This is a genomic window from Acinetobacter sp. S54 (assembly GCF_016624945.1).
Taxonomy (GTDB): Bacteria; Pseudomonadota; Gammaproteobacteria; order Pseudomonadales; family Moraxellaceae; genus Acinetobacter.
Genome location: NZ_JACVUI010000003.1, coordinates 537537 through 554145, shown reverse-complemented (window position 1 = coordinate 554145; position 16609 = coordinate 537537). Strand labels below are relative to the sequence as shown.

16 protein-coding genes are annotated in these 16609 nt (G+C 37.7%); 9 read left to right on the top strand and 7 right to left on the bottom strand.

Annotated elements, in window-relative coordinates; translation table 11 throughout:
• Nucleotides 1–411: 411 nt before the first annotated feature.
• A complete protein-coding gene (locus IAE20_RS08210) occupies nt 412–2028 on the top strand; it encodes a Na/Pi cotransporter family protein (RefSeq protein WP_200461667.1) in 1617 nt (538 codons plus the stop codon).
• A 170-nt stretch (nt 2029–2198) separates the two neighbouring features.
• On the top strand, nt 2199–3197 hold the full coding sequence (gene cysK, locus IAE20_RS08205; protein WP_200461666.1) for a cysteine synthase A: 999 nt from the start codon (nt 2199–2201) through the stop codon (nt 3195–3197).
• A gap of 57 nt (nt 3198–3254) precedes the next feature.
• On the opposite strand, the gene IAE20_RS08200 is transcribed toward cysK, so the two are convergent.
• The 7 genes from IAE20_RS08200 to IAE20_RS08170 all read right to left on the bottom strand — a co-directional run bounded on the left by IAE20_RS08200 (nt 3255) and on the right by IAE20_RS08170 (nt 9872).
• Nucleotides 3255–3755, bottom strand: a complete 501-nt coding sequence (locus IAE20_RS08200) for a lytic transglycosylase domain-containing protein (RefSeq protein WP_320159391.1) — start codon at nt 3753–3755, stop codon at nt 3255–3257.
• 254 nt (nt 3756–4009) lie between these two features.
• Complete coding sequence (locus IAE20_RS08195; RefSeq protein WP_200481829.1) at nt 4010–4954, bottom strand: phosphatidate cytidylyltransferase; 945 nt, start codon at nt 4952–4954, stop codon at nt 4010–4012.
• The gene (locus tag IAE20_RS08190) at nt 4951–5637 is read right to left on the bottom strand and encodes a lysophospholipid acyltransferase family protein (protein ID WP_200461663.1); all 687 of its coding nucleotides are present in this window, start codon (nt 5635–5637) and stop codon (nt 4951–4953) included. Before IAE20_RS08190 ends, IAE20_RS08195 begins: the two co-directional genes overlap by 4 nt.
• 13 nt (nt 5638–5650) lie before the next feature.
• Nucleotides 5651–6091: a hypothetical protein gene (locus IAE20_RS08185; RefSeq protein WP_200481830.1), complete on the bottom strand. Its 441-nt coding sequence runs from the start codon at nt 6089–6091 to the stop codon at nt 5651–5653.
• Nucleotides 6088–7452 (bottom strand): phosphatase PAP2/dual specificity phosphatase family protein, encoded by a 1365-nt coding sequence (locus IAE20_RS08180; RefSeq protein ID WP_200481831.1) that lies wholly within the window; start codon nt 7450–7452, stop codon nt 6088–6090. Before IAE20_RS08180 ends, IAE20_RS08185 begins: the two co-directional genes overlap by 4 nt.
• Before the next feature lie 8 nt (nt 7453–7460).
• Nucleotides 7461–9206 carry a bifunctional alpha/beta hydrolase/class I SAM-dependent methyltransferase gene (locus IAE20_RS08175; RefSeq protein ID WP_200461669.1) on the bottom strand — a complete coding sequence of 582 codons (1746 nt, stop codon included), beginning with the start codon at nt 9204–9206 and terminating at the stop codon, nt 7461–7463.
• 21 nt (nt 9207–9227) lie between these two features.
• Nucleotides 9228–9872 carry a CDP-alcohol phosphatidyltransferase family protein gene (locus IAE20_RS08170; RefSeq protein ID WP_200461660.1) on the bottom strand — a complete coding sequence of 215 codons (645 nt, stop codon included), beginning with the start codon at nt 9870–9872 and terminating at the stop codon, nt 9228–9230.
• Between the two features lie 166 nt (nt 9873–10038).
• Between IAE20_RS08170 and ybaK the strand changes: the two genes are divergently transcribed.
• From ybaK to IAE20_RS08135, 7 genes are all read left to right on the top strand, one after another.
• Nucleotides 10039–10506, top strand: coding sequence for a Cys-tRNA(Pro) deacylase (gene ybaK, locus IAE20_RS08165; protein WP_200461659.1), 468 nt, complete (start codon nt 10039–10041; stop codon nt 10504–10506).
• Nucleotides 10507–10791: 285 nt separating this feature from the next.
• On the top strand, nt 10792–12933 hold the full coding sequence (gene mtlD / locus IAE20_RS08160; RefSeq protein WP_200461658.1) for a bifunctional mannitol-1-phosphate dehydrogenase/phosphatase: 2142 nt from the start codon (nt 10792–10794) through the stop codon (nt 12931–12933).
• A 93-nt stretch (nt 12934–13026) separates the two neighbouring features.
• Nucleotides 13027–13665 (top strand): 2'-5' RNA ligase family protein, encoded by a 639-nt coding sequence (locus IAE20_RS08155; RefSeq protein ID WP_200481832.1) that lies wholly within the window; start codon nt 13027–13029, stop codon nt 13663–13665.
• Nucleotides 13666–13668: 3 nt separating this feature from the next.
• Nucleotides 13669–14190, top strand: coding sequence for a bifunctional adenosylcobinamide kinase/adenosylcobinamide-phosphate guanylyltransferase (cobU, locus tag IAE20_RS08150; protein WP_200481833.1), 522 nt, complete (start codon nt 13669–13671; stop codon nt 14188–14190).
• Nucleotides 14187–15239, top strand: a complete 1053-nt coding sequence (cobT, locus tag IAE20_RS08145) for a nicotinate-nucleotide--dimethylbenzimidazole phosphoribosyltransferase (RefSeq protein ID WP_200481834.1) — start codon at nt 14187–14189, stop codon at nt 15237–15239. Before cobU ends, cobT begins: the two co-directional genes overlap by 4 nt.
• Nucleotides 15240–15246: 7 nt before the next feature.
• Nucleotides 15247–15852 (top strand): histidine phosphatase family protein, encoded by a 606-nt coding sequence (locus tag IAE20_RS08140; RefSeq protein WP_200481835.1) that lies wholly within the window; start codon nt 15247–15249, stop codon nt 15850–15852.
• 5 nt (nt 15853–15857) lie between these two features.
• Entirely contained in the window at nt 15858–16598 is a 741-nt protein-coding gene (locus IAE20_RS08135; RefSeq protein WP_200481836.1) for an adenosylcobinamide-GDP ribazoletransferase, read from the top strand.
• Nucleotides 16599–16609 lie beyond the last annotated feature (11 nt).

The window sequence follows — 16609 nt, the reverse complement described above, 5'->3', positions numbered from 1 at the left end:
GCTTTTAAATATAAGCCCCGTCACTAGCCAGTGGCGGGGCTTCTTTTTTACTAAGTATTATGCTGAAATAAAAATGAAATTTATAAATATATGGATATATATTTATCTATTGATAAAATTGCATGAGCTGCGATAAAAATTCATCTATTTAAACTATAGAGGGAGCTATCCACCTCTATATAAGATTTTTAGTAAATTTACTTATCACCGAAGTGATTGGCTATTGAGTTAGGATCTGGGAATGGTGAAAAAGAGCTATAAAGTTAAAATTTATAATTTTTAGAGCATCATCAATTATGAAACACTTTATTCTAAGACATAAATCCAATATAAATATTAAAATAAAACAACTGCTGTTAATTTTAACTCTGTAAAAGCTTTCAATCTGCAAATTATAAAAAGGATGCTTTTGTGCTCAATGTCATTGTTCCGTTAATGGGTGGAATAGGTTTATTTCTTTTAGGTATGTCTTTGATGACTGATAGCTTAAAAGCAATTGCGGGCGAGGCATTACGACAATGGTTAGTTCGTTTTACAAGTTCACCAATGAAAGCTGTTTTATCTGGGATTGGTTTAACCGTTGTGGTGCAGTCTTCAACTGCTACGACTTTGGCAACAATTGGTTTTGTGAGTGCTGGAGTGCTCAGTTTTAGTCACGCGATTGGTGTCATTATCGGTGCCAATATTGGGACAACCAGCACGGGCTGGATGGTAGCCTTACTTGGATTGAAATTTTCTATTTCGAGTTTTGCTTTACCTTTGATTGGCATTGGCGCTTTACTAAAATTATTAGGTAAGGAGAAAATTGCATTTATTGGACTGACTTTGGCTGGTTTTGGTCTATTATTTTTTGGTATTCAGCTGCTACAAGATGCCATGAGTGATGTCGCAGAGTTAATTGATCTGTCACGCTGGGCAGAACCGACTTTGTTAATGCGGTTATTTTTAGTATTGATCGGTATCTTTATGACCATCGTATTACAGTCTTCTAGTGCTGCAATTACAACGACACTGGCTGCTTTGTCGACTCAGACAATTAATCTGGAACAAACATTAGCATTGGTGATTGGTCAAAATATCGGAACAGTGGCCACAGCGGTTCTGGCTGCGATTGGAGCAACGACAAGTGCAAAACGAACTGCTGCGGTTCATGTTATTTTTAATATCGTGACAGCTTTTTTTGCTTTTATTCTCTTATCACCTGCATTTGTATGGGCATACAACCATATCGAAAGTATTCATCAGTTAGGCTCAGTTTTATTGGTGGCTGCATTTCATACGTCTTTTAGCTTATTAGGGGCATGTATTTTTATGCCACTTTTGCCTAAATTTGAACAATTGATTATGCGATTATTGCCAGAGAAAGAGCATTCAACGACACGCTATCTCGATGAATCACTTTATAGTGTTCCTGCACTTGCCATCGCTGCGGTAGAACGGGCACTTTTACAATCAATATCAGATATGTACTGTATTTTTGTAGGTTGTATTCAGGGCAGAGTGGTCGCAACATTAGTCAAAACAGATGAGTTTGATTATACGTTGGGAAAAATTGAAAACTATCTCGATAAGATGTCTGTTCCACAATCTTTAGCAGATCAACATCGCTTGGTTATTTTATTGAGGCTAGTTGTGTATGTGCGTGTGCTCAAAAATGATTTAAGTAATGTGGCGCATATTGAGACGATTCAGAATCAAAGGAATATTGATCAGCTAGCCACCCAATTCGCAATCATTCTTGAGCAATATATTCCACATTTACTACATGAACCATTTATTAAAATTCCAACAATACTTGTGGGTGAGTTGGTTAATTTTGCAGCAGGTATGCAAGCACAACAGGAGTTGGTTCGACAGCAAATTATTGAGGTTTCTTCGTCGAAAACGCTGTCAGCAACTTATACTTTAGAGCAACTTGCTGCACAACGTTGGTTAGAGCATTTAGTGATTCATTGTAGTCGTGTTGCTGTTTTATTGGGTGATACTGAACAGATATCAGTGAATGAAGAATTAGGGATAACGCAATAATAAAGTTGAATGTTTTATATGAACTATTACTTCTGGAGTAATAAGCTTTTAAGTGCATCTTAAAACTTTATAAATCAAAATTTTGCATAAATCTTGGTTTTTCTACTTTCCTCCTTAGCTGACAGGCCTATAATATTTGAGAATCATTCCAAATCTAATAAGGAAATAACATGTCGACCGATCAACAATTTAAGGCACCTGCGAACTTAGGTATTGCAGTTTATTCTGACAATGCAGAAGCAATCGGTAATACTCCATTAGTACGTATTAATCGTCTTATCAAATCTGGTGCAACTGTTTTAGCAAAAGTGGAAAGTCGTAATCCTGCATTTTCAGTCAAATGTCGTATTGGTGCTGCACTAATCGCAGATGCGGAAAAACGTGGTGCACTGAAAGCTGGAATGCATATTGTAGAACCGACCAGTGGAAATACGGGTATTGCTTTAGCATTTGTTGCGGCAGCAAAAGGTTATTCAATTACATTGACGATGCCTGCCAGTATGAGCCTTGAGCGTCGTAAAGTGCTTAAAGCTTTTGGTGCAAATTTGGTGTTAACTGAACCAGCAAAGGGAATGAAAGGAGCTGTCGATGAAGCCGTGCGTTTAGCTACTGAGCAGCCAGACCTATATTTTCTTCCACAACAGTTTGAAAATCCAGCCAATCCTAAAATTCATGAAGAAACTACAGGTCCCGAAATTTGGGATGCAACTGATGGAAAAGTTGATATTCTAGTTGCTGGTGTAGGAACGGGTGGAACGATTTCAGGTATTTCGCATTATTTTGAAAATATCAAAAATAAAGCACTTTATTCTGTAGCAGTTGAACCTGCGGAATCTCCGATTATAAGTCAAACTAAACGGGGTGAAGAGATTGCACCTGCGCCCCATAAAATTCAGGGTATTGGTGCTAACTTTATTCCAAAAAATTTAGATTTGAATATTGTGGATGAAGTAATGCCAATTGGTAGTGAAGAAGCAATTGAATGGGCACGTAAATGTGCAACTCAAGAAGGCATTTTGGTCGGTATTTCAAGTGGGGCAGCACTTGCTGCTGCGGCAAAAATTGCAGAACGCCCAGAGAATGACGGAAAAACTATCGTGGTGATTTTACCCGATAGCGGTGAGCGTTATTTATCTTCTGTATTGTTTGAAGGTTTATTTGAAGAATAAATAACTGGGGATAGAAAGGTTATTCAATATAAGCTTTCTATCCAAATCGCCTAAGTTCTATAGTTCTTTCTTTAGGGCTTTTTCAAAATGTTTAACGGAACGTGCATATTTTTTTGCTTTATGCCGTGTCCAAAAGCTGGATTTATAGCCAGTTGGACCAACATTATAATAAGCACTGGCTTTAAACCAGCTTCCAGCCATCTCATTATAATGACCTAAAATATAAGCACTACATTGAATATTGGTATATTCATCTGCCAAATTTCCTGGACAAGGTTGTCGCCAATAGCTAGGGATAATTTGTGCAAGACCGACTGCACCGCCCGAGGAGCGTGCATAAGAATTATAGTTTGACTCCTGACGAATGGTGGCAGCTATCAATAATGGTGGAACACTATAGCGATCGGCGCTTTGGATTATCATGGGAGATAAACGATTGGCTGTCGCCGGTGAAACAGCATACGCTTTTTGTAATCCACTAGAAAGTTTATTTGAGCGTTTTTCTAAGGAACCACTCTTAGGGCCAAGGGTTGTGCAACCTGTAAATAGAATACATATAAAAAGACTAAAAAAAGCGTTTACTGAAGAAAAATAGGTATAAGTTTTTTGCTGTAAATGAGGTTGTAAATATGAAATCAAGCTATGCAACCTATCCAAAATTTTGACTCTAGGATGGTAGTTTGATGTTATCAACTCGTCAATATTTTATAACTTTTCAATAACAAGAGAAAAGCAGAGTTCTTGAGCTGACAATCTAATTTTTCTCCATATTTATCAAGAGTCTTTATCGAGTATTTTATAACATTAGGTCATCAACTCCACCAATATCTTAAAATATGAAAGAAAATAGGAGCAGAAAAACAAATAGAATCAATACGATCTAGCATACCGCCATGTCCTTGAATAAGCTGTCCCCAATCTTTAACGCCACGATCGCGTTTAATTGCGGACATGACTAAACCGCCAAAAAATCCAAAAATACAAACGGTGAGCCCAATCCCAGCAGCTTGCCAATAATTAAACGGAGTGAGCCATTTCATTGTAATGCCCAACAGCGTTGCCAATACAATACCGCCTAATAAGCCTTCAATAGTTTTTGAGGGTGATAAAATAGGCGCTACTTTATGTTTTCCAAACAATTTTCCGCAGATGTATTGCAAGACATCTGATGCCTGTACCACCATAATAAGCCAGATTGCTAGCCAAATTTTATCCCCCTGAAAATCTGAAAGTTTTAAATTTAGTAGGGCGGGAACATGTGAAATACAGAATACACACACCATAAGTCCCCATTGTATTTTTGCGCTTCGCTCCAAAAAATGAGTCGTATCTTCTTGTTTTAGACTGGCAATTGGAATCAATAGGAAAACATAAAGTGGAATAAAAATAGAATACAGACCATACCAGTCGATATAAACTAAATAATATTGATAAGGTATGACAAAATAAAAGCCGATGAGTAATGGAAAATAATCCCCACGCCGCGTGGGTAAAAGACTAATAAACTCGCGCAAAGCAAACAGGGAAATTAAAGCAAACAGAATAATAAATGCAATTTTTCCTAGAAGAATGGCTGCTGCGAGTACAATTAGCATAACCCACCACGCATTAATCCTGGCATTGAGGTTATCAATAACAGATACAGATCGTTCGCCTGCACGTTGTTTTAGAATAAAGCCGACACTAGAAGCAAAGACTAAAATCGAGGCAAAAATTGCAAACAGTAGATACGTTTGATGCACGTTATTGGTGATCATTGATATTCAGCCTCTTTAAGTTTTAACAGCTCTTGTCGGGCATGAGTTAAGAAATTTTCTTTATCCAGTGTATTAATATTTTTTAGGGGGCATCCAAAAATAACTGTGGAAAGTAAAGGTAAGGGAATAAAAGCACCTTTTGGCATGACTCTTTTTAAATTTGAGATCCATACTGGAACCACTTCAACCTGTGGAAATGCTTGACTCAAATGATATAAACCGCTTTTAAAGTCTAAAAGTTCCACATCATCATTTAAATTTCGAGTTCCTTCAGGGAAGAAAATAATCGAATATCCTTGTGCTAGTACCTCTTTTACAGGTTGCAAGGGATCTTCATTGTTCTCACGACTGCGGCGAATAGTTACCCCTGAAAAAGTATCCTGAATAAGAAAACGGCGAAAACCATCTTTTAACCAATAATCAGACGCTGCAATAGGTCGGGTTTGTCGTCGAATGGCCTTAGGTAATGATGACCAGAGTAAAATGAAATCAATGTGGCTATTGTGATTTGCATAGTAAATACGTTGTTTGAGTTCAGGTTGACACCCAACCCATAAACTACGCGCGCCTGTAAGCGATCTTGCGCCACGTCGTGTTAAAAAAGCGATAAATCTGGCAATAGTTTTACTGATCATATTTTTATATTTGGAACAATTAATTGAATTAGGTATGAATGGATTCATGGTTTCCTCAGATTTATTGATTACAGAGAAAGCCAATAAATACAATAAGTGTAAGGTATTGTAATATAAGCAACAGTATTTGCAGTTTGAATAACTTTAGACAACCTTTCAGGCGCAGTTGCCATGAGCGTCCTACTTTTGCTAGTGGTATAAGTTTGAGTCCAATAAGGGCTTGATCTAGTTCTTCAGTGGCCTTATCTAAAGATTGTGATGGGGAAAAGCCTGTTTCGGTAATGAACAGGATTAAATCTACATCAAATTTGACTCGAATTGAAACGTAATGATGCATAAATAAAAGTAAAAATATAACAAGCAGGTAAGCCCAGAGTTCTAACGTTTGGCCTCCATAAAAGAAGGTCGCCATGACAGATAGAACAAAAGCCACATAGCCTGAGAGTAATAAAGAAATGGTGTTATTCAGCAATTTAGACATAATAGTTAATTGCAAAATCATGGTGATAGCCCCATTTGCTTAAGCTGATAGAGGTTAATCTGCTGAATATGTGATTCGTTCAGCTTGACCCATGGTCGGCCTTTTCGCACGATTTGTAACGCATTTTTACTGTTCACTGCATGTTTATGTTTAATAAGCCATGCACATAAAATCGATGTACTTCTTGAATAACCCAAAGCGCAAAATATCAGGATTTTCTTTTGGTGTAAGGTATTAGATCTATTCAGGTTCAGCAAAAGATGGTCGAAAGCCTCTACCGCATATTCGAGTTGATTCGCTTGTAATGGGATTAGATCCAGACTTAAATATTGACCATAATCTTTTGTGGTGTGGACTGGCAACTCAGCACAACAGTCAAAAATGCCATTGTATAGCTGTATTTGGTCAGGAGATGGAATTCGTCCAAGATAAATGGTGAGTTGATCTATATGGATAATTTCTGAATCATTAGGATGCTTATATGTCCAGATTCGACTATTTAACCATGCGAATAATAAATAAGGAAAAAATAATATAAATGTGGCAGGGCTCATCTTTCCATCTGATTGTTTTTGAAAGAAATAAGGTCGTACCAATAAATAAGCAAATCCCACTAAAAACAAACTCAATGCAGGATAAAATAACCATAGTGCCCAGCTTTGTAAGTACGATGCTAGCGCGGTTAAAAGAATGGAAGCTAGGATATAGTAACTTCCAAGTTTAATATGTTTTATTGTTCTTTGTTGCTGATTTTGCTTAGCGTATGGTGCTTTTATATTGAGTGGATATAACCATACGCACCATGCACCCACAATTAATCCTGTAGGAATATCAATAAAATGGTGTTGCCATGTAGTCAGTACAGAGAGTCCAATCAGTACTGACCAAAAATCAACTAGCCATTTAAAAGGTGATCGAATATGGCGACGGTAAAAGTCCCATAAAATAACCAATAATACAATGTGCAGAGAAGGTGCCTGATTAAAAGGTTTGTCAAAACCCATCAAAATATCAAACCAGACGCCAAAAAAACCATGAAGTTCAGGACGTTCAAAACTAAACTTGAGCGGAAATAGTAAGAAACAGCAAATGGATAAGAGTTGGGCTGTAAACAGCCGTAACACATGCTGTCTCAGTTCAAACTTATTCCAGCATAGAAGTAAGGAAAGACCGTAAAAAAAATCGATTGACCAATAGGGAATAATGGTCCAAGGCCAAAGAGGAATATTTTTTTCCCATGCAAAAACGATACTCGGCACATGGCGTAAGCTAGCTGTATAATGATTGGCAAACCCATAACTTAAAAAGAAAAAGGGTGCAAGAAACATCAGACACAAAAGTCCCCATTTCCATGTTCCTTGCTGCTTTTGTAATGCTTGCATAGCAGACCTTATAATTTTTGGGCAACTGAAACAGTGAAAATGCCATATTCATCAATAGATTGATCAATTTTCTTGAAACCTGCTTGCTCCACGAGTGCATCCATTTCGGCTTGAGATCTTAAGCGCATCACCCATGCTTCACCTTGACGATGTGATGTTAATGCACGGGCAATAAATTCCTGCTGAGGATGCCAGATTTGCCCGGTATAAATGATATAGCCCTCTTGTTCAATTGCATGCGAAAGACCTGCTAAAGAACGTCTTATTAAATCATTGTCGCTAAAAAGTTCGTATAGGCCAGAAACCACTGCCAAATTAACTTTAGGTTCTATACTCGCAAGTGAGTTTTCATCAAATGCATCCCCTAGTTTAAACTGTGCAATATCCTGAAGATTACGCTGTTTAATCAGTTCAGCGCCAGATTCAACATTCAATTCGCTATAATCACGTAACAGAATGGAATCTGGTCGCTGACTGAATTGACTTACTGCATCCAGAATATAACGACCGTGTCCTGCTGCTATATCCAGTATTTTAAGTGGCTTTTGAGCCTGTATAAGTTTTTCGGCATATTTTGATAAAAGCTGTTCAAGGTGTTGTTTACGTACACGTATACCACGCCAGCCAATTGCATTTAAATATTGCTGATCAATGATTTTGCCAAGGATATTGCGACTTTCAGGAGCATTTCGATAAACAAAGTCAAGCGTACTGCCAGAGTCATAGCCAGTTTCTTCACCAATTTTTAAACCCTGTGATAAATGACTTCCGATCTTCAGGTTTTTCTTGGTAATGGACCAGAACCAGTTTTTGAGGGAATTTGGCGGCAAAGGTGAACTTAATTGTTCCGCAGTTGCACAGCTTGGTCCAATTTTGTCAGCATGGAGTACGTCAATTTTTTCAGGGTTTTGGACAAAACTTTGTTGAATAAAACGGCGAATTTTTTGAAAGGCAATTTCACGATCTTTTTCACCAAGCGTGTCGTGATAAAAACCTTCAAGAATATGAAACTCTTTTTGTGGATGTGGTAAACGTTCATAAAACAAACGTTGGGGTTTTTGTTCAACAACAAAATCTGAACCTGAACATAGTATTTGAGTGGGAATAAAAATATTTTGAGCATCTTCCACAATACGTTTAGATGTATTATATAATCCAAGCAACATACGCACTGAAATGGCTTTAGCAATTTGCGGGTCAGATTCATACTCCTTGGCGCGTTGTGAATCATGAGTGAGCATTTTTGCTTTGACATAACTTGTGATAAAGAAATTACCACGCAATTTACTCAGTAAAGTCAAACCTGGCTTGGCAAAAGGTACGTAAAGTTTAATATCAAAAGCTGGAGAAGCTAGACATAAAGCCCGAAGGTTAGGGGCATAATCATGTACCCAAGTTGCCGCCAAGACTGCGCCTACACTTTGTCCAATCACCACCATATTTTGGGGCTGAATTTTATACTGATCTGTAATATGCTGGATAAAATATTGAATATCTTTAACGCATGCAGAAAAGCTGGGTGCATCACCACGTTCGCCTGGTGATTGACCATGGCCGCGTGCATCCCATGCAAAAAAATCAAAATCAGGAAGTTTAAGTTCCACGACTAAATGTGCCATACGCTGTGAATGTTCATGACCGCGATGAAATAATACAATGGCTTTATGATCTGGATTTTGCAAAGACGCCCAACGTTGATAAAATAAACTAGTGCCGTCATGGCTCACAAATTGATGTTGTGTATTGTTATGCATCATTATTTTCCTAAATAAAATTTAAGTTATCAAAATCGCATTTTTTATACGGTTATAAATTGTTAGAACCAATAATATACTTATGATAATCAACATACCGTTGCTACTATAATTGAATAAAGTTTGGGGAATGAATGGAGTGAAATAAGAGCCAATGACTATAAAGATAGCTAAAACACTAAACCAAAATGCACGATCACTTTTACCCATTGGCCCATCATAACGCCGCTGTTGACCAATTAAAGGCGCTATAACACCTGCGTATTCACTTAAAAGTGCTAAAAAAATAACAAGAAAAAGCAGAGAAGGAGAAATAAAGTTGATTACGATAAAGCACCCATATAAAGCTGTATCAGAAATAACATCACAAAGCTCATTGAAATATGCCCCTAATCGAGTCTGTTGGTTAAATTCCCGAGCCAAAATGCCATCAATCGCATTGAAAGCCATTCGAATAAGCATCCAGAAGGGAATGAGCAAAAAGCCTAAATAGTGAGACTGACGATCTGGTTCATATAAATAAAAAAGTCCACATGAAAGTCCAACTGAAATCAACATGGCAACCAGAGTGACTTGATTAGCGGTAATACCGAACTGATATAAGCGATTCACAAATGGACGTAAGAAGTTTTGAAAGGCTGGTTTTAATTGATAAATGGACGCCATTGTTATTTTAAATTTAAAATCAAAAACTTATTCTAATCATTTTAATTGATAAGTTGCAAGTCTATATTTTGTAAAGGTATACGCTGTAAAATAGTCGAGTTAAATTTAAAAATTTTTTAAAAGAAATTATAATAAAATCCTTTTTTATACTCTTACTACAGAAATTATGACGCCTGCTTGTAAACTACTTAAAACCAATAAGATTGAATATAGTATCCATGAATATGAGCATGATATTCATGCAAAAAGTTTTGGTCTCGAAGCAGCGGAGAAATTAAATTTAGAAGTTGCAGATGTGTTTAAAACATTATTGGTCACGGATGATAAAAATTATTTTGTAGCGATTTTGCCTGTCAATCATCAGCTCAATTTGAAAAAAGTTGCTTCTGCATTGGGTTGTAAAAAATTACATATGGCAGATCCGAAGGATGCTGAACGTTTAACGGGTTATTTAGTGGGAGGAATTAGCCCATTAGGTCAGAAAAAACGGCTTAAAACAATAGTTTGTCAAAGTGCCGAAATAAAAGAAAAAATATATGTCAGTGGAGGCAAACGAGGACTGGATATTGGATTAAATCCACAAGCTTTGGTTAGGCTTCTAGAAGCTAAATTTGCTGATATTATTGATGAATAAAAAGGATACCGTCATACCTTTTCAAAAAGAATGTGAATGAATGGTCTATCTTAGTCGAAAAATATCTGCACCAGTCTTCTTATGCTATGCATTTTATTTTTCCAGTTTTATTTTCACATTTTAAAAAATTAATCAATAATTTGGGATGGATTTAAACAAAATTTTTTTAATTTTTGATCTTAAGGACAAAAAATAACCAAAACTGTTTCATTTGATAACAAAGCATATTTTTTGCACGTTTTTTGTATACCCTACATAAAAGGAACTAAAAAACGAGGTAAATCAATGCTGATTTTTCATGGATCTCCTGTTCAAGGTGCACTTTTTGATATGGATGGAACAATGTTTGATACTGAAAGATTACGGTTTCAAACATTGAAACAGGCATCTCAAGAACTCATTGGACAAGCATTTTCCGATGAATATTTAATGCAATGTCTGGGACTGAGTGCCACCACTGCGGAACAACTAGCCAAAGCACAGTATGGTGCAGAGGTGCCTTATAAAACCATTCGTCAACGTGCTGATGAGTTAGAGCTTGAATTGGTTCGCAATGAAGGAGTTCCTATTAAAAAGGGGCTTGTACAGGTTTTAGAACGGTTAAGAAAATCAGGATTGCGTATGGCAGTGGCGACTTCGAGCCGCCGTGCAATAGCAGAAGAATATTTAATTAATGCCAATGTTTATAAATTTTTTGATGTGTTGGTGTGTGGTGATGAAGTTGAAAGAGGTAAACCACACCCTGAAATTTTTGAAAAAGCCGCTGAAAAATTAAATTTGGAAACAACAAAATGTTTGATGTTTGAAGATTCTGAAAATGGGATTTGCTCTGCACATGCAGCAGGCGGCATGACGATTTTGCTGAAAGATATTAAAGCACCCAATGAGCATATGTTGTCCAAAGCCAATTTTTACTTTGAGACAATGTATGACTGCCTGGAAGATCTGGATCAATATGTATCCGCAATGGAAATGCCTATTTTACAGGAGTCATTTCCCCAAACAGTGAATCAGCTTACTGTTGGAATTCACGGATTCGGTGCAATTGGTGGTGGTTATATCGCTCAGATTTTATCACATTGGGATGGTTATACGCGTCCTCAGCGTATTATTGCCTCAACTCGTAATAGCTTATACCGTGAAGCGGTGAATGCCTTTGGTACTTATTGCATTCGTTATGGGCAAGTTTCTTATGATGAACGAATTGAATACATGTCAGTCATTGATGCAGATAATGAACAGCATATGCTGGATATGTATATGGAGTCGTCTTTAATTGCACTGTGTTTGCCTGAACACGCCATTGCAACAGAAGCGAAAATTATTGCCAAAGGATTGTATGCGCGTTTTGCTTCACAAACGATGCAAAATACACGTCCACTGACGGTTTTAATTATTTTAAATAAAGTCGGTGCTAAAAAACTGGTCGTATCTCATATTCGTGAGCAACTTATTGCTTTATCGAATGTTGAGATTGCCGACCAAATTATGACTCAGCATTATTTTTGCGATACTGTCGTCAACCGTATGGTTTCCAAACTTTCTGAACAAAATCTGTATCGTCAACTCAAAATTAAATATAACTTTTTCAAACAACATCAATCAGATGCTGAAGATGAAAATGTTGAAATTGAAGATACCGCCAAACTTTCAACTGAACAGGAACATCAGGCATCCTTATATATTGATGATATGCGCCGTAATTTTCAACCGAGTCATATCTTACAGACCATGGACTTGATTCTGTTCAATAGTGAAACAGATATGCCGATCTATGTGGAGAATAACAGTCCATTATTAATAAAAATGCGTCAAATGATTTTGGTGGATAATATTGCCGATATTCAACTGATCAAAAATCGTCTTTGGAATGGCGTTCATGCCATGATGTCATGGTACGCCTCATTGGTAGGGCATGAAACTATTGGTGTAGCAATGGGAGATGCACGTGTACAGTCTCTGGTTGAACATTTAATTCAAGAGGTGAGGCAAGGTCTAGCTGCATATTTACCAACACGTGCCAAAGATTTGGAGAGACTGGCAAAAAGTTTCGTAGAGTCTTGTCAGTATGCTTACAAGGATCCATGTCAGCGTGTAGCGCGTGATCCATTACGAAAATTAAATCATAATGAACGGGTTATGGGTTCAATCGCAAATAATCTACATTTTGATCAACCCATAGACAGCTTATTATGGGGTGCAAGTCTGGGCTACTTCTACGCAATGAAAATGTTCAACATCAGTCTTGAAGATATCAATGAGCATTTGCAATCAAATATTGCTCTATTTGATTTAACGTCTGCCCAAAAACAAAAAATTGAGTTAAAGATACAGCAACATCTGGATCAATTACAGGAGAATCCCACGTGTTTAAAACAATTCAAAAGCTTTGCTTTGCCTCAAGATACACAATCTTCCTATGCTTAAATACCTAAAAAGCTTTACTGCTAGCTGATAATTTGAGTTTCTCACACCAAAAACCATGCTTTAATAAAGCACTTTGATTTTTGGTGTTTTTTCTTGTATTTGAAATCTCATGGTTGGGTTATTCCAACCTTAAGTCGTGATTATCCAGAGTGGCATCGTGGACGTACTACCTATGCACTGTGGTACATCTTAATTGATCGAGAAAAATATCCAGAATTAGTCGATAAGCTAGACCAATTACAAGCTTCATTTTCAGATCTGTTATTGAAAAATACGCAGCGTCAATATCATATTACTTTATATATTTGTGGCTTTTTGACTGAGCAAAAGCCCTTATATAATGATGATTTTTCAATGCAGTGCTTTGAACAGCAACGTTGGCAACTTTTAAATCAATGCAATAAAACCTCATTTCAACTCGAGATAAGGGGTTTAAACAGTTTTACTAGTGCCTTATTTATAAATGTAAATGACGATAATAATCAACTCACGGATATTAGGCAAAAACTGCATCTACAAGATCATCAGGAAATTGCCGCTTTACAATATCATCCGCATATTACACTTGGACTTTATCGTGATGCTTATCCAAGTCAACAGATTCTTAACCGTATGCAGAAGACTCCAGAGATTGATTTAAAAATTACGATCGATCAGCTGCATTTTGGTTATTATCAGGCACAACAATTACAAAGCCCTTTACATTCGGTTTATTGCTTACAATTGGAATGATCTATGTTACATCTCATTTTAGGCGGTGCGCGTTCAGGCAAAAGCCAACATGCGGAGTCGATTGCTCAGGCCCAAGCTCATCCTGTGACTTATATCGCAACTGCACAGGCTTTAGATGAGGAAATGCAGCGACGTGTACAGCATCATCAACAGCGGCGACCAAGTGAATGGCGAGTGATTGAAGAACCCATTGCACTGGCACAACAACTTGAACTGATTGACCAACCGCAACAACTTATCTTGGTAGATTGTCTAACCTTATGGCTCAGTAATCTTTTACTATTGGATAATCCAGATGGTCAGCTTATTGAATGTGATAATTTGCTTCAACTTTTGCCTAAGTTATATTCAGATATTATTTTAGTCAGTAATGAAACGGGACTAGGTATTGTCCCTATGGGTGAAATAACACGGCGTTTTGTAGATGAGTCTGGACGTTTACACCAGCGGTTAGGGAAAATTGCAGATAAAGTCGAGTTTTGTGTCGCAGGGTTCCCAATGTTATTAAAAGGAGAAAAATCATGAGTTGGTGGTTAGAACAAGTTAAAGCAGTTGATGAACAAACCAAACAGGCTGCCATACACCGCCAACAACAATTAACTAAACCCACAGGTTCGCTTGGAGATTTAGAGGCGATAGCAATCCAACTTGCGTCTTTACAACAGAACGTTCATCCACATGTGAATCAACCTTGGATTACCATTTTTGCAGGCGATCACGGTGTGATGCAGGAAAATATTTCTGCCTATCCACAAGCTGTCACGCGTCAAATGCTACAAAATTTTGCGACAGGTGGAGCTTGTATCAGTGTGATTGCACGGCAATATGCAGCTACATTGCAAGTTATAGATTGTGGGACGGTGGGTGAAGATTATCATTATGACAGCGTAGAAACCCATTGTATCCGAGCTGGAACAGCAAATTTTGCAGTTGAATCTGCCATGAGTGAAACTGAATGCTATCAAGCTATGGATTTAGGTCGTAATAGCGCTGAACAAGCGATCGAAGCCCACGCTGATATTTTTATAGCAGGAGAAATGGGCATTGGTAATACCTGTTCAGCCTCAGCATTGGCTTGTTTATTACTGAATGAAAAAGCAGAGCAATTGACTGGTGTAGGCACAGGAATTGATACTGAAAAGTTAAAACATAAAAAGCAAGTGATTGATCAGGCAGTTGTACTGCATAAAACTCGTGTAAAAGAGGATACGTTTAAAATAATGGCTGCAGTAGGTGGCTTAGAGATTTCTGCGATGACGGGTGCCTATATTCGTTGCGCACAGTTCGGCTTACCGATGATCGTTGATGGCTTTATCAGCTCCGTTGCAGCACTTTGCGCCGTGCGTTTAAACCCTAGTGTACGCCAGTGGATGCTCTTTGGACACCAATCTGCTGAATATGGTCATCGCCGCATTTTAGCTGAATTAAATGCCCAACCTATTTTGAGCCTAAACTTACGTTTAGGTGAAGGAAGTGGTGCAGGAGCCGCCTTGGGTGTCATTCAATTGGCTTGTACTTTACATAATCAAATGGCGACCTTTGCTGAAGCAGCGGTCACAGCTGATCAGGTTTAAGACGGATATGCGACCAGTGCTGAGGATTGATGTATTACGTCATGGGGAAACCACCTTGAACCATACTTTGCGAGGTCATCTGGATGATGCATTAACGCCAACGGGTTGGCAGCAAATGCACAATACGATTGAACAATTTCAATCTAATGCATGGCATGCAATCATGGCTTCGCCTTTACAGCGATGTGCAACTTTTGCCCAATGGCTTGCTGATGAAAAAAATCTTCCTCTTTGGATAGACGCAGATTTTAAGGAAATGAATTTTGGGAATTGGGAAGGTATTTCCACGCAGCAAATTTATGAAGAATCACCTGATTTATTGGCAAACTTTTGGCAAAAACCCACGTTATATCATGCGCCAAGTGGCGAAAAATTATTCGATTTTCAAACGCGAATCGTACAGGGTTTATTGTCGTTAATAGAAAAAATGTATGCTCAACAATTTTCTAATATTTTATTGGTTACACATGGCGGCGTCATTAAGTTGATGCGTTGTTTGGCACAACAACAGCCACTGGACAATATTCTAAAAATGCAAGCAGAATTAGGGCAAGTTTATCATTTTCAGTTGAGTTTTGATGATCACCGACAATTGCAAATTGCTGAGGAATAGTGCACATGTTGCCTTTTTGGATTGCATTACAGTTTTTGACAGTAATTCCTGTCCGATTATCGCGTATACCGAGTCAATCTGAAAATGCGCAGTCCGTTTTATATTATCCATTTGTTGGATTATTCATTGGCCTAATTTTATATGTCTTAAGTTTATTGCTTAATCCAGTGCCACATCTCCTAAGTGCGAGTGTTATTTTAGTGATCTGGGTCTGGCTAACGGGTGGATTGCATCTGGATGGTCTAGCAGATACTGCTGATGCATGGGTCGGCGGTTTTGGTAATAAACAGCGCACGCTTGATATTATGAAAGATCCAAGTTGTGGGCCAATAGGGGTATTAAGTCTTTTTGCGCTATGTTTACTCAAGTTCAGTTGTATTTATGTCCTACTTGAGCAAAATCTGGGTTTATTTTTATTATTTGTCCTCATGCTAGGGCGAATTGTTCCGTTAATTTTATTATTAACCACAACTTATGTACGAGAAAAAGGCTTGGCTCGACAGCTAGTGGATCATTTGCCAAGGGGTTTTGCATGGTTGATTAGCGGCATGGTCTTATTGAGCCTGATCTATTGGAAATTACAAGGCATTTTAAGCTTACTGTTTTTTGTAGGAGGGCTAAGTTATTTACGGCAAATTTTTATCAAACGCATTAATGGCATCACGGGAGATACCATCGGTGCGAGTATAGAATTGCTGGAAACTCTATTATTATTGAGCTTTAGCCTGATTGGATTTTATCTATAATTTGGAGGTTT